General features: G+C 72.4%; 10 protein-coding genes. 2 read left to right on the forward strand and 8 right to left on the reverse strand.

The window, feature by feature from the left end:
• Positions 1–49: 49 nt before the first annotated feature.
• On the reverse strand, positions 50–1708 hold the full coding sequence (cimA, locus tag ACFVN3_RS17715) for a citramalate synthase (protein WP_378234266.1): 1659 nt from the start codon (positions 1706–1708) through the stop codon (positions 50–52).
• Between the two features lie 336 nt (positions 1709–2044).
• Between cimA and ACFVN3_RS17720 the strand changes: the two genes are divergently transcribed.
• Entirely contained in the window at positions 2045–2635 is a 591-nt protein-coding gene (locus ACFVN3_RS17720; protein WP_378234268.1) for a hypothetical protein, read from the forward strand.
• A 116-nt stretch (positions 2636–2751) separates the two neighbouring features.
• Here the strand turns inward: ACFVN3_RS17720 and ACFVN3_RS17725 are convergent, their stop codons facing one another.
• Both ACFVN3_RS17725 and ACFVN3_RS17730 read right to left on the reverse strand, forming a co-directional pair.
• Entirely contained in the window at positions 2752–3885 is a 1134-nt protein-coding gene (locus tag ACFVN3_RS17725) for a branched-chain amino acid aminotransferase (protein ID WP_378234269.1), read from the reverse strand.
• A 209-nt stretch (positions 3886–4094) separates the two neighbouring features.
• Positions 4095–5138: a 3-isopropylmalate dehydrogenase gene (locus tag ACFVN3_RS17730; RefSeq protein WP_087469417.1), complete on the reverse strand. Its 1044-nt coding sequence runs from the start codon at positions 5136–5138 to the stop codon at positions 4095–4097.
• A 132-nt stretch (positions 5139–5270) separates the two neighbouring features.
• Here ACFVN3_RS17730 and ACFVN3_RS17735 point away from each other — a divergent pair, with 132 nt between their 5' ends.
• The gene (locus tag ACFVN3_RS17735; RefSeq protein WP_378234270.1) at positions 5271–6488 is read left to right on the forward strand and encodes an ROK family protein; all 1218 of its coding nucleotides are present in this window, start codon (positions 5271–5273) and stop codon (positions 6486–6488) included.
• Positions 6489–6555: 67 nt separating this feature from the next.
• Here the strand turns inward: ACFVN3_RS17735 and ACFVN3_RS17740 are convergent, their stop codons facing one another.
• The 5 genes from ACFVN3_RS17740 to ACFVN3_RS17760 all read right to left on the reverse strand — a co-directional run bounded on the left by ACFVN3_RS17740 (position 6556) and on the right by ACFVN3_RS17760 (position 13268).
• A complete protein-coding gene (locus ACFVN3_RS17740; RefSeq protein WP_378234271.1) occupies positions 6556–7095 on the reverse strand; it encodes an ASCH domain-containing protein in 540 nt (179 codons plus the stop codon).
• Between the two features lie 327 nt (positions 7096–7422).
• Positions 7423–8448 carry a ketol-acid reductoisomerase gene (ilvC, locus tag ACFVN3_RS17745; protein ID WP_378234272.1) on the reverse strand — a complete coding sequence of 342 codons (1026 nt, stop codon included), beginning with the start codon at positions 8446–8448 and terminating at the stop codon, positions 7423–7425.
• Between the two features lie 120 nt (positions 8449–8568).
• Positions 8569–9093 (reverse strand): acetolactate synthase small subunit, encoded by a 525-nt coding sequence (ilvN, locus tag ACFVN3_RS17750; RefSeq protein ID WP_047232530.1) that lies wholly within the window; start codon positions 9091–9093, stop codon positions 8569–8571.
• A 13-nt stretch (positions 9094–9106) separates the two neighbouring features.
• Positions 9107–11020 carry an acetolactate synthase large subunit gene (locus ACFVN3_RS17755; RefSeq protein WP_378234273.1) on the reverse strand — a complete coding sequence of 638 codons (1914 nt, stop codon included), beginning with the start codon at positions 11018–11020 and terminating at the stop codon, positions 9107–9109.
• Positions 11021–11399: 379 nt separating this feature from the next.
• Positions 11400–13268, reverse strand: a complete 1869-nt coding sequence (locus ACFVN3_RS17760) for an alpha-glucosidase (RefSeq protein WP_378234274.1) — start codon at positions 13266–13268, stop codon at positions 11400–11402.
• Positions 13269–13287 lie beyond the last annotated feature (19 nt).

Consider the following 13287-nt stretch of genomic DNA (forward strand, 5'->3'; position numbering starts at 1 on the left):
GACCGTCGTCGCGGACGCCCGGGCGCGGCCGCCGCCGAGCCGAGCCCGGTCAGCGGGGCTCGACCCCCGCGTGGACCAGCCCGTAGATCGCGGAGTCGGTCAGCGCCTCCCAGGCCGCCTCGATGAGGTTCGGGCCGACGCCGACGGTCGACCACGACGTCGAGCCGTCGGTCGTCTCGATGAGCACGCGCGTGATCGCGTCGGTGCCCTGCTCGGTGTCGAGGATACGGACCTTGAAGTCGATGAGCTCGAACACGTCGATCTCGGGGTAGACGCGGCCGAGCGCGAGCCGGAGCGCGTGGTCGAGCGCGTTGACCGGACCGTTGCCCTCGCCGGTCGTGACGATGCGCTCGCCGCCGGCGTGCAGCTTGACGGTCGCCTCGGCCGTCGCCTCGGTGCCGCGCGACCCCGCGCGCTCGACGATCGTGCGCCAGCTCTCGACCCGGAAGTACGGCGGCCGCTCGCCCGTGATCTCCTCGCGCAGCAGGAGCTCGAACGACGCGTCCGCGGCCTCGTACGTGTAGCCGTTCGCCTCGTCGTCCTTGACCCGGTTGGTCACGCGCGTGAGGAGCTCGCCCTGGCCCGACAGGTCGAAGCCGAGCTCGCGGCCCTTGAGCTCGATCGAGGCGCGGCCGGCCATGTCGGAGACGAGCATGCGGATGTCGTTGCCGACCGCCGTCGGGTCGATGTGCTGGTAGAGGTCCGGGTCGACCTTGATCGCGCTCGCGTGCAGACCGGCCTTGTGCGCGAACGCGCTCGCGCCGACGTACGGCTGGCGCGCGTACGGGGAGATGTTGGTGATCTCGCTGACCGCGTGGGAGATGCGCGTCGCCTCCTCCAGGCCCTCGCCGGTCAGCGTGCGCAGACCGTGCTTGAGCTCGAGGTTCGCGACGACCGTCAGCAGGTCGACGTTGCCCGTGCGCTCCCCGTACCCGTTGACCGTCCCCTGCACGTGGGCAGCGCCCGCCTCGACGGCCGCGAGGGTGTTCGCGACGGCGCAGCCCGAGTCGTTGTGCGCGTGCATGCCGAGCAGCGCGTCGCCCGGGAGCGCGTCGCGCCCGTGCGGGAGCCCGACGGCGTCGCGCAGCTCCTCGACGACCTCGACCACCCAGGTCGGCAGCATCCCGCCGTTGGTGTCGCACAGCGCGACGACCTCGGCCCCCGCCTCGAACGCGGCCTGCACCGCGGACCGCGTGAAGGCGGCGTCGTACCGGTAGCCGTCGAAGAAGTGCTCGGCGTCGACGACGACCCGGCGCCCCTCGCCCACGAGGAACGACACGGTGTCGGTGATCATCGCGAGGCCCTCGGCGGGGGTCGTGCGCAGCGCGCGCTCGACGTGCCGGACGTCGGACTTGGCGACGAGCGTCACGACCGGCGCCTCGGAGTCGACGAGCGCCCGCACCTGCGGGTCGTCCCACGCGCGCAGGCCCGCCTTGCGCGTCGCGCCGAACGCGGCGAGCACGGCGTGCCGGAGGTCGAGCTCCTTGGCGGCGCGGCGGAAGAACTCCGTGTCCTTGGGGACCGCGCCCGGCCAGCCACCCTCGATGAACCCGACACCGAGCTCGTCGAGCAGCGGTGCGATGGCGAGCTTGTCGGCGACGGAGAGGTTCATGCCCTCCTGCTGCGCGCCGTCGCGCAGGGTCGTGTCGTAGACGTGGAAGACCCGGGGCTCGCGGGGGCCGGTCACGGGGGTCGTCGCCGAGGTCATGGTGCCTCTTCCTGCCGTTCGTCGTGTCGCGGACGCCGCAGCGTCCGTCCCTCTGGTCCGTCTCCCAGGACGCCGGGCGGGGCCCTCGTGAGGCGGGAGGCCGGCATCCGTGCCGCCGGGCGGGGGTGGTGCCCAGCAACAAAAAAACCCCCCGAGGGTGCGGGAGGTCTGCGCGTCCGGTGAGTGCTACCGGGCGCGCTACTCGATAATGAGCTGGGAGACGAGGTGTGTCACAGGGCACATGGTGCCACAGGTTCCGCGAGGATGGACACGAGCGTCCATCCACTGAGCCGTCCGCCGCCCCCGGGCACGGCGGCGACCGACCGAGGAGTGACGATGAGCGACCCGACGCCGGGCGGCTACGACCCGCAGAACCCCCCGACGCGCCGGTACGGGCAGCCGCCCGTGCCGCAGCACGCCCAGCCCCCCGCGATCCCCCCGACGGACCCGCAGGCCGGGTTCCCCGAACCGCGGCCTCCGGTCAACCCCGCGGACCCGCGCCTCGCGGTCGAGGCGGGCCGGTTCTGGGCGGGAGCCGCGGCGACGGCGCTCGTCGCCGCGCTCATCGGGCTGCTCGGCGTGATCATCTTCGAGCGCATCTTCGCGATCACGCTCGTCCCGCCGCCGGACCTGTTCGGCACCTCGTCGCGCCAGGCGGCGTGGGCGATCGACGGCGCGATCCTCGCCGTCCTCGCGGCGGGCGTCCTGCACCTGCTCATCCTCAGCACGCCGCGCCCGCGCGCGTTCTTCGGCTGGATCATGGCTCTGATCATCGTGGTGATCGCCGTGCTCCCGTTCGCCTGGTCGAGCGACGTCACGGCCGCGGCCCTGTCCGGGCTCATCAACCTGCTGATCGGCATCGCGGTCTGGTCGCTGCTCGCGGGCGTCGCCGGGCGCACCATCGTCGTGCGGCCCGCGACGGTCTGAGGCCCCGAGCGACGACCCGCGACGCGGGCGGCTCTGCCCAGCGACGACGACGGGGCGCCCCTCCCGCGGGAGGGGCGCCCCGTCGTCGTGCAGGGTGCGTGCGGCCGGACCGCCCGTCAGGCGAGGCGGCGCAACCAGCCGTGGCGGTCGGCCGCACGCCCGGTCTGGATGTCGGTGAGCTCGGTCCGGATCGCCATCGTGAGCGTCCCGGCCTCGCCACCGCCGATGGTGTGGTCGAAGTCGGAGCCCGCGAGGCGCCCGATCGGGGTGATGACGGCGGCCGTGCCGCACGCGAACACCTCGGTCACGGAGCCGTCCCGGATCCCGGAAAGGACGTCGGTGAGCGGGATGCGGCGCTCGACCACGTCGTGCCCGCGGTCGGTGAGGAGGCGGATGATCGAGGAGCGCGTGACGCCCTCGAGGATCGAGCCGCTGAGCTCGGGCGTCTCGACCGAGCCGTCCGCCTTGACGACGAACACGTTCATGCCGCCGAGCTCCTCGAGGAACGTGCGCGTCCCGGAGTCGAGGAAGCACACCTGCTCGCACCCGTGCTGCTGCGCGACCACCTGCGGGAGCAGGCTGGAGGCGTAGTTGCCGCCGCACTTCGCGTCTCCCGTGCCACCGGCGCCCGCGCGGCTGTACTCGCGGTCGACCCAGATCGACACGGGCTTCACGCCGCCCGAGAAGTAGGGCCCGACCGGCGAGGCGATCACCAGGTACTCGGCCTCGAGCGACGGGCGCACGCCGAGGAACGCCTCCGACGCGTACATGAACGGCCGCAGGTACAGGCTCGCCTCCTCGCCCGACGGGACCCAGTCCACGTCGGTGCGCACGAGCGCCGTGATCGACCCGACGAAGTCGTCGACCGAGAGCGCGGGCAGCGCGAGCCGGTGCGCGGAGCGGGCGAAGCGGGCAGCGTTCGCCTCGGGGCGGAACGTCCACACCGACCCGTCGGCGTGGCGGTACGCCTTCATGCCCTCGAAGATCTCCTGCGCGTAGTGCAGGACGGCGGTCGCCGGGTCCAGCAGGAGAGGGCCGTACTTCTCGATGCGGCGGTCGACCCACCCGTCGGTCGAGTTCCAGCTGATCCGCGCCATGTGGTCCGTGAAGACCGTGCCGAACTTGGGGGCCGCGATCGCGGCCTCACGCTCGGCGGGCGGCGTCGGCGCGTCCGTGGGGCGGACGTCGAACAGGGCGATGAGGTCCTCCTCCGAGGAGGACGGCTGGTGCTGCGCTGCGAGGGTGCTCATCATGAGGCCTTTCACCTGGCGACCCGGGTGGTCTCCGCCTAGTTTTCCACGACCGTGCGGCTCGTGCGGCGATCCGCGCGAGAGCACGACGACGGCAGGGCGTCACCGGGTCAGAACGGGAGGGATCCGGTCCTGGGGCGATGACGACCGAGGTGCGGGGACTGCGGGCGAACCGGTGCCCGGGTCCGTGCAGGACCCGGGCCAGGGTGTCAGCCGGCGACGCGAGCGGCGAGCTCGCGGCCCACCTCGGCCGTCGAGCGTACTCGGCTCCCCCGCTCGGCGAGGTCGGCCGCGACGGCCGCCTCGACGCGCTTCGCCTCGTCGCCGAGGCCCAGGTGGTCGAGGAGCAGCGCGACCGACAGCACGGTGGCGGTCGGGTCGGCCTTGCCCTGGCCGGCGATGTCCGGCGCCGAGCCGTGCACGGGCTCGAACATCGACGGCGCGGTGCGGTCAGGGTTGATGTTCGCGGACGCGGCGAGGCCGATGCCGCCCGTGATCGCGGCGGCCTGGTCGGTGAGGATGTCGCCGAAGAGGTTGTCGGTGACGATCACGTCGAAGCGCGAGGGCTTCGTCGTGAGGAAGATCGTCGCGGCGTCGACGTGCAGGTAGTCGGTCGTGACGTCGGGGAACTCCGCGTTGACGGCCTCGACCGTGCGGCGCCACAGGTGGCCGGCGTGCACGAGGACGTTGTGCTTGTGCACGAGCGTGAGGTGCTTGCGCGGGCGCGCCTGGGCGCGGGCGAACGCGTCGCGCACCACGCGCTCGACGCCGAACGCGGTGTTGAGGGAGACCTCGGTCGCGATCTCGTGCGGCGTGCCGGTGCGCAGCGAGCCGCCGTTGCCGACGTACGGGCCCTCGGTGCCCTCGCGCACCACGACGAAGTCGATCTCGCCCGGGTCCGCGAGGGGCGAGGTGACACCCGGGTACAGCTTGCCCGGACGCAGGTTCACGTAGTGGTCGAGCGCGAAGCGCAGCTTGAGCAGCAGACCGCGCTCGAGCACGCCCGACGGGACGCTGGGGTCGCCGATCGCGCCCAGGAGGATCGCGTCGTGGCCGCGGATCGCCTCGAGGTCGGCGTCGGTGAGCGTCTCGCCCGTCGCGTGCCAGCGGCGCGCACCCAGGTCGAACGGCGTCGTGGAGACCTTCACGTCCGAGCCGGCCACGGCCGCCTCGAGCACGGCGAGGCCCTGCTCGACGACCTCGGTCCCGATGCCGTCCCCGGCCACGACTGCCAGATCAATGGTGCGCGTCATGCGGCGAGCCTACGCCGCCGCGCCACCCCTCGGGACGGCGGTCTCACGTCTCGGACTGGTGGCCGAGTTGCGCGGCGGGTCAAGAACGTGCACTATTAGGAAACTTTCCTAACGCCCGCTCGAAGGAACGCCATGACCGCGCCCCCCTCGTCGAGGATCCCCGGCACCCCGGGGCTGCTCCGCACGATCAATGATCGCGCGGCGCTCGAGCTCCTGCTCGACGCCGGACCGCTCACCCGGTCCCAGATCGGCGACAGCACGGGCGTGTCACGTCCGACGGCCTCGCAGATCGTCGCACGCCTCGAGCAGTCCGGTCTCATCGAGCCGACCGGATCCGTGCAGGGGGCGCGCGGGCCGCAGGCGACGCAGTACGCCGCACGCACCGACGTGCTCGTCGGGCTCGCGCTCGACGTCGTGCCCGACGGCGTGCGGGCGAGCGTCGTCGACGCGCTCGGCAGGACGCTCGGCGAGACCACCGTCGCGGCAGGCCCGGACCGCGCCGCCGCGACCGACGTCCGCACGGCGCGCGACGAGGCCTGCGCGGACGCAGGCATCCCGGTCGCCCGCGTGGCGACCGCCGTCGTCGGCGTCCAGGCGGCCGTCGCACCACGCACGGGCGACATCGCCCTCGTCGGTGAGCTGCCTGGCTGGCCGCGCGCGGGGCTGCGGAGCCACCTCGAAGACGCCCTCGGCATCGACGTGCGCGTCGAGAACGACGTCAACCTCGCCGCGATCGCCGAGCGCGACGCCGGTCGGGACGAGCAGAGCTTCGCCCTGCTGTGGCTCGGCGAGGGCATCGGCATGGGAGCGTGGCTCGACGGCCGCGTCCACCACGGCACCACGGGCGGCGCCGGCGAGATCGGCTACCTCCCCGTGCCCGCCGCCGGGGTCGACGACTCCGTCAACGTGCAGGACCTCGTCGGCGGCCTCCGGCTCGTGGAGATCTGCGTCCGGGCGGGCGTCCCCGGGGTCACGGAGTCCACCTCCTACGCCGCGGCCGTCGCCGCCGTCCGGGAGCACCGCGACACCGACGCCGTCCACGAGCTCGTGCAGGACCTCGCCCGCCGCGTCGCGATCGTGCTCCAGCCCGTCGTGGCGATCCTCGAGCCCGACGCCGTCGTGCTCGGCGGGCCGACGGGGGTCGCGTGCGGTGCGGAGCTCGCCGAGGCCACGGCCGCCGTGCTCCACGGCACCGACCAGCGCACAGGCGCGGTCCTCGCGAGCGCGGTGCCCGAGCTCGCGGTCCTGCGCGGCGCGCGCTCCGTCGTCGCGCAGGACGTGCGCACCCTCCTGCTCACCGCGGCGGGCCGACCGGACCACCGGGTCGGCGCGTCACCAGTCCCGGGGTAGACCTCTTCACTGCCCCGCGAGCGGTGGTCGGCCGACCGTGGCACGGCCGGCCACCGCTCATCCTCGCTCAGCGCGGGAAGCGCAGCTCGAACCGCTCGCACACGAGCGGCATGTCGGGAGCGAACTCGCGCTCCAGCACGCGCTTGAAGTACGTCTCGTGTCCGTCGCGCCACGCCTCGAGCGATCCGTCGTCCTCCCCCTCCGCCAGGGCGAAGTCCGCGTCGACGTCCTGGAACGCGACGATCTCGACCGACGTCGTGCGGACGAGCGCCCGCGGGTGGCCCGCGCCGTCGAGCAGGATCGACAGCTCACCGACGCGCGGGACCGGCTCCTCCGAGTCCTCGTACTCCCACAGGGCCGAGGACGTCGCCGTCTTCTCCCCGCTGAGGACCGCCGCGAGGAGGCCGTCCGCGAGCTCGGGGTTGTCGCCGAACGACCACGCGGGCGGCGGCACCGTCTCGGAGACCGTGGTGCCGGTGACCACGCCCACGCGCGCCATCCCGGCGCTCGGCCGCGCCAGCTCCCAGAACGCGAGGATCTCCGCCGCCCTCTCGTCCACCACTACGTCGTCCGTCACCGGTTCCCCCTCGTCGGCCTGTCGGGTCATGCTCCTATCGTGGCGCACCGAGGGTCGATCTGCCCGGTCTCTCGCCATTCGTCCCGCCCGTGTTGCAAGGATCCGGACTTTCGACGCCCCGTGGCGACGTGGAGGTGACCCGACAGCACGAGGAGGGGGCGGCGTCGTGCGCGATCGTGGCGGGCCTGGCGGGAGGCCGAGGCACGAGGCCGGATGGCAGATCGCGCACGACGCCGCCCCCTCCTCGAGGTGAACGACGCGCGTCAGGCTCAGCGAGCCGCAGAGCCCTCGGTGTTCATGGTCGGGCAGACACCTCCCGCCGACTCCGGCAAGGGCTCCTTCGTCGCCCTGCCTGCGTCAGCGTGCGGCGCTGCCCTCGGTGTAGTCGGCGTCCTGCTGCTTCCACGCGAACAGCGAGCGCAGCTCCTTGCCGACCTTCTCGATCGGGTGCTGCGCGGCCTTCTCGCGGAGCTCCTTGAACTCCGGGGCGCCGGCGTCCTGGTCGTCGATGAAGCGCTTGGCGAACGCGCCCGACTGGATGTCCGCGAGGACGCCCTGCATGTTCTCCTTGACCTTCGCGTCGATGACGCGCGGGCCGGAGACGTAGTCGCCGTACTCGGCGGTGTCGGAGACGGACCAGCGCTGCTTGGCGATGCCGCCCTCCCACATGAGGTCGACGATGAGCTTCAGCTCGTGCAGGACCTCGAAGTAGGCGATCTCCGGCTGGTAGCCGGCCTCGGTGAGGGTCTCGAAGCCGTACTGGACGAGCTGCGACACGCCACCGCAGAGGACGGCCTGCTCGCCGAACAGGTCGGTCTCGGTCTCCTCCGTGAAGGTCGTCTTGATGACGCCGGCACGCGTGCCGCCGATCGCCTTCGCGTACGACAGCGCGACGTCCCACGCCTGGCCCGACGCGTCCTTCTCGACGGCGATGATGTCCGGGATGCCGCGGCCCGCGACGAACTCGCGGCGCACGGTGTGGCCCGGGGCCTTGGGCGCGATGAGGATGACGTCGACGCCGTCGGGGGCCTCGATGTAGCCGAAGCGGATGTTGAAGCCGTGCGCGAAGGCGAGCGTCTTGCCGGCGCCGAGGTTCGGCTTGATCTCGTCGTTGTAGATGGAGCGCTGGTGCTGGTCCGGCGCGAGGATCATGATCAGGTCCGCCCACGCCGAGGCGTCGGCGACGGACTTCACCTCGAAGCCCTCGTCCTGGGCCTTGGCGGTCGACTTCGAGCCCTCGCGGAGGGCGACGACGACCTCGACGCCGGAGTCGCGCAGGTTCTGGGCGTGCGCGTGGCCCTGGCTCCCGTAGCCGACGATCGCGACCTTCTTGGCCTGGATGATGGACAGGTCGGCGTCGTCGTCGTAGAACAGCTCAGCCACGATGGATCTCCTCGGTTCTTCGTTTGCGGTGCAGGGGGTCTGTTGCGATGTCTCGCGGTGGAACGACGATCGGGTGCGCACCGACGCCCGTGCGGGTCTTGGTGCGAGGGTAGGCGATCGTCAGGCGGAGCGGACCACGCGTTCCAGCGCGCGGTCGGTGATCGAGCGGGAGCCGCGCCCGACGGCGACGGTCCCCGACTTCACGATCTCGCGCACGCCGTAGGGCTCGAGCGCTCCGAGCAGGGCGTTCAGCTTCTCGCCCGTGCCGGTCGCCTCGATGGTCACGGCGTCGGGCACGACGTCGACGACCTTCGCGCGGAACAGGTTGACGACCTCGAGCACGCCGGTGCGGTTCGCGCCGTCGGCGCGCACCTTGACGAGCAGGAGCTCGCGCTGCACGGACGCGGCCGCGTCGAGCTCGACGATCTTGATGACGTTGACCAGCTTGTTGAGCTGCTTCGTCACCTGCTCGAGCGGGCGCTCCTCGACGTCGACGACCACGGTGATGCGCGAGATCTCCTCGTGCTCGGTCGGGCCGACCGCGAGCGAGTGGATGTTGAAGGCGCGACGGGCGAACAGGCCCGCGACGCGCGTCAGCACGCCGGGCTTGTTCTCGACGAGCACGGAGAGGGTGTGGCGGGACATGGCTGCGCGCTCCTCAGTCTTCACGGTCCCACGCGGGCGAGATGCCACGCGCGTACTGGATGTCGTCGTTGCTCACGCCGGCGGCGACCATGGGCCACACCATCGCGTCGCGCGAGACGTTGAAGTCGATGACCACGGGGCGGTCGTCGATCTCCATCGCGCGCTTGATCGCGGCGTCGACCTCGCCCATCGACTCGACGCGGATGCCCTCGCACCCGTAGGCGTCGGCGAGCTTGACGAAGTCGGGGACCCGCGCGGTGCCGTGCCCGGTGTGCAGGTCGGTGTTCGAGTAGCGCTTGTCGTAGAACAGGGTCTGCCACTGGCGCACCATGCCGAGCGAGGAGTTGTTGATCAGCGCGACCTTGATCGGGATCTCGTTGATCGTGCAGGTGGCGAGCTCCTGGTTGGTCATCTGGAAGCAGCCGTCGCCGTCGATCGCCCAGACCGTGGCGTCCGGCCGGCCGACCTTCGCGCCCATCGCCGCGGGGATCGAGAAGCCCATGGTCCCGAGGCCGCCGGAGTTGATCCAGGTGCGCGGGTGCTCGTACCGGATGAACTGCGCGGCCCACATCTGGTGCTGGCCGACACCCGCGACGTAGATCGACTCGGGGCCGGAGATCTCGCCCAGGCGGGAGATCACGTGCTGCGGGGCGAGGTGGCCGTCGTCGGGCTCGGTGTACCCGAGGGGGTACGTCTCGCGCCAGTCGTCGATCTGGCGCCACCAGGCCTCGACGTCCGGCTTCCCCTTGGCCTCGTGCTCGCGCTCGAGCTCGGGGAGCAGGTCGGCGATGACCTCCTTGAGGTCGCCGACGATCGGGACGTCCACGTCGCGGTTCTTGCCGATCTCCGCGGGGTCGATGTCCGCGTGCACGACCTGCGCGTGCGGAGCGAAGCTCGAGAGCTTGCCCGTGACGCGGTCGTCGAAGCGAGCGCCGAGGGACACGACGAGGTCGGCCTTCTGGAGCGCCGCCACGGCGGGGACGGTGCCGTGCATGCCGGGCATCCCGAGGTTCTGGGGGTGCGTGTCGGGCACGGCGCCGCGCGCCATGAGCGTCGTGACGACCGGCGCGCCCGACAGGTCGACGAGCCGGCGCAGCTCGGCCGACGCGTTCGCGCGGACCACGCCGCCGCCCACGTAGAGCACGGGCCGGCGGGCCGACGCGAGCAGGCGCGCGGCCTCCTTGATCTGCTTGCTGTGCGGCTTCGTCACCGGGTGGTAGCCCGGGAGCTGCACGTCCTGGGGCCACGAGAACATCGTGCGCGACTGCATCGCCGACTTCGCGATGTCCACGAGCACCGGCCCGGGGCGGCCCGTCGAGGCGATGTGGAACGCCTCGGCGATGGTGCGCGGGATGTCGGCCGCGTCGGTGACCAGGTACGAGTGCTTGGTGATGGGCATGGTGATGCCCACGATGTCGGCCTCCTGGAAGCCGTCCGTGCCGATCAGCGACTCGGCGACCTGGCCGGTGATCGCGACGAGCGGGATCGAGTCCATGTTCGCGTCGGCGATGGGGGTGACGAGGTTCGTCGCGCCGGGGCCCGAGGTCGCCATGGTCACGCCGACCCTGCCGGTCGCGTGGGCGTAGCCCTGCGCGGCGTGGCCGCCGCCCTGCTCGTGGCGCACGAGGATGTGGCGCAGTCGCTGCGAGTCCATGAGCGGGTCGTACGTCGGGAGGATCGCACCACCCGGGATGCCGAAGACGACCTCGGCGCCGACCTCCTCGAGCGAGCGGACGATCGACTGCGCGCCGGTCATCTCCTCACCCGTCGAGGTGCCCTGCGTGCTGCCGGCCGGGCGAGCCGTGGCAGCGCGCCGGACGTCGCCGCGCGGGGCGACCGACGCGGGTGTCGGGGCGGGCTTCGGCGCCGGCGCCGCGGGCGTCGGGGCCCCCGGTCGCGGAGGTGCCGGGGTGGGACCCTGGGCCATGGTGTCTCCTGCGTGTCGTGGCCTCGGTCCGGCGGGCGCCCCGTGGGGGCGCTCCGCCGGGTACCGGAGCCGACCGTGGTGGTGCGGTCGTGCTGGTCGCGGTGTGCGGTGCCGGTGCTCGCGGGTCTCGCGGGTGCGGCGCTCGCGGTGGCCGGGGTGGGCCGTCCGCGGTCCTGTGTGGTGTTGTCGTGCCGGTGTGGTGGCAACAAAAAACCCCTCGGACCCGGGATGCCGGGCTGGACGAGGGGTGAGCGCGCTGACGAAGCCTGGTGGCGTGGCCTCAGCCGGCGCGCTCAGGAAGTACTACAAGGAGGATCGTCTGCACGTCATGGGACTGTACGCCCATGTTTCGGGGATGTCACGTGTCGAGGCGGCCGTCTCACGCACTGGGACGTGAGGCCTTCTCGCGCACCCGCCGGAGCACCCGCCCCTCCCACGGGACAAGGCGCCCCGCGGCGGCCGGCCCGCCCTCGCCGTCGGGCACACCGGGGTGCGTGGCCACCAGGACCGACGCGTCCTCCCAACCGGCGAGCACCGCGTCGGGGACGTCCTGCGGCTGCCCGCCCACGTTCACGAGCACGAGGAGCTCGTCCCGCCGGGTCCCGCCGTCGGGGGCAGGTGTGTCGAGGGCACGCGTGAACACGTAGAGCGCCTCGTGGTCCGGGAGGAGCATGTGGAAGTCGCCGAGCGCGACGACCGGCTCCTCGCGGCGCAGGGCGACGAGCCGACGGTAGAAGTGCAGCACGGAGTCCTCGTCGGCCCACGCGGCCTCCGCGTTGATCGTGGTGTGGTTGGGGTTGACCTCGAGCCACGGCGTCCCGGTCGTGAACCCGGCGTTCGCGGTCGCGTCCCACTGCACGGGGGTGCGGGCGTGGTCACGGCTCGCGTGCGCGAGCACGGCGAGCATCTCGCCGTCGGTGCGCAGTCGCGGGCCGCCCGTGCGGCCGGTGAGCTCCCGGAAGTACCCGAGCGACTCGACGTCCTGGTACTGGTCGACGCGGGTGAACGGCGCGTTCGTCATGCCGAGCTCCTCGCCCTGGTAGACGTACGGCGTGCCGCGGTGCAGGTGCAGCAGGAGCGCGAGCGCCTTGGCCGAGGCCACGCGGTGCGCGGGCGAGTCGTCGCCGAAGCGCGAGACGACGCGCGGCTGGTCGTGGTTGTCCCAGTACAGGGCGTTCCAGCCCCGGTCGGCGAGCCCCGCCTGCCACCGGCCGAGCGTCGCCTTGAGGTCGGCGAGTTCCCACCGGATTGGGTCGTAGCGCGTCGCCCCGTGGTCGATGCCCATGTGCTCGAACTGGAACACCATGTCGACCTCGCGGCGGTCGGGGTCGGTGTACCGGACGCCGTGCTCGACGGTCACGCCCGGCGTCTCCCCCACCGTGAGGATCTCGCGGCCCTGCGCGAGGTACGGGGCGAACACCTCGCGGTGCATCTCGGCGAGGAACTCGTGGACGCGCGGCCCGTCCGTGTAGTGCGGGCTCCCGTCCCCGTACGTGCCCCAGTGCACCTCGCCGTCGGGCAGTGAGCCGTCGGAGCCGATGTCCTTGGAGATCAGGTTGATGACGTCCATGCGGAACCCGTCGACGCCGCGGTCCAGCCAGCGCCGCATCATGGCGTAGACCGCCTGGCGGACCTCCGGGTTCTCCCAGTCGAGGTCCGGCTGCTTGGTGTCGAACAGGTGCAGGTAGTACTCCCCCGACGCCTCGTCGAACCGCCACGCGCTCCCGCCGAAGAACGAGCGCCAGTTGGTCGGCTCGGCGCCCGGCGCCCCGGGCTCCATGCCGGCGCGCGCGGGACGCCACCAGTACCAGTCGCGCCGCGGGCTCTCGGCGGACGACCGTGACTGGACGAACCACGGGTGCTCGTCGCTCGTGTGGTTCACGACGAGGTCCATGACGAGCTTCATGCCGCGCGCGTGCAGCCCCTCGATCAGCCCGTCGAGGTCCGCGAGCGACCCGAACAGCGGGTCGACGTCCTCGTAGTCGCTGATGTCGTAGCCGTTGTCCGCCTGCGGCGACCGGTACACCGGGGACAGCCAGACGACGTCCACCCCCAGCCGCTCCAGGTGGTCGAGCCGCCGGGTGACCCCGGGGAGGTCGCCGACGCCGTCGCCGTCGGTGTCCTGGAACGAGCGCGGGTACACCTGGTACACGACCGAGCGCGTCCACCAGGGCGCGTCGCCGGGCGTCTCGGCGCCGGGCCACCCGCCGCGGGGCCGGGCGTCCGGGGTGGGTGCGGGCGAGGTCATCGCGCGTCTTCCTCTCGGG

Origin of the sequence: Cellulosimicrobium sp. NPDC057862, assembly GCF_042797035.1 — a bacterium.
Classification (GTDB): domain Bacteria; phylum Actinomycetota; class Actinomycetes; order Actinomycetales; family Cellulomonadaceae; genus Cellulosimicrobium.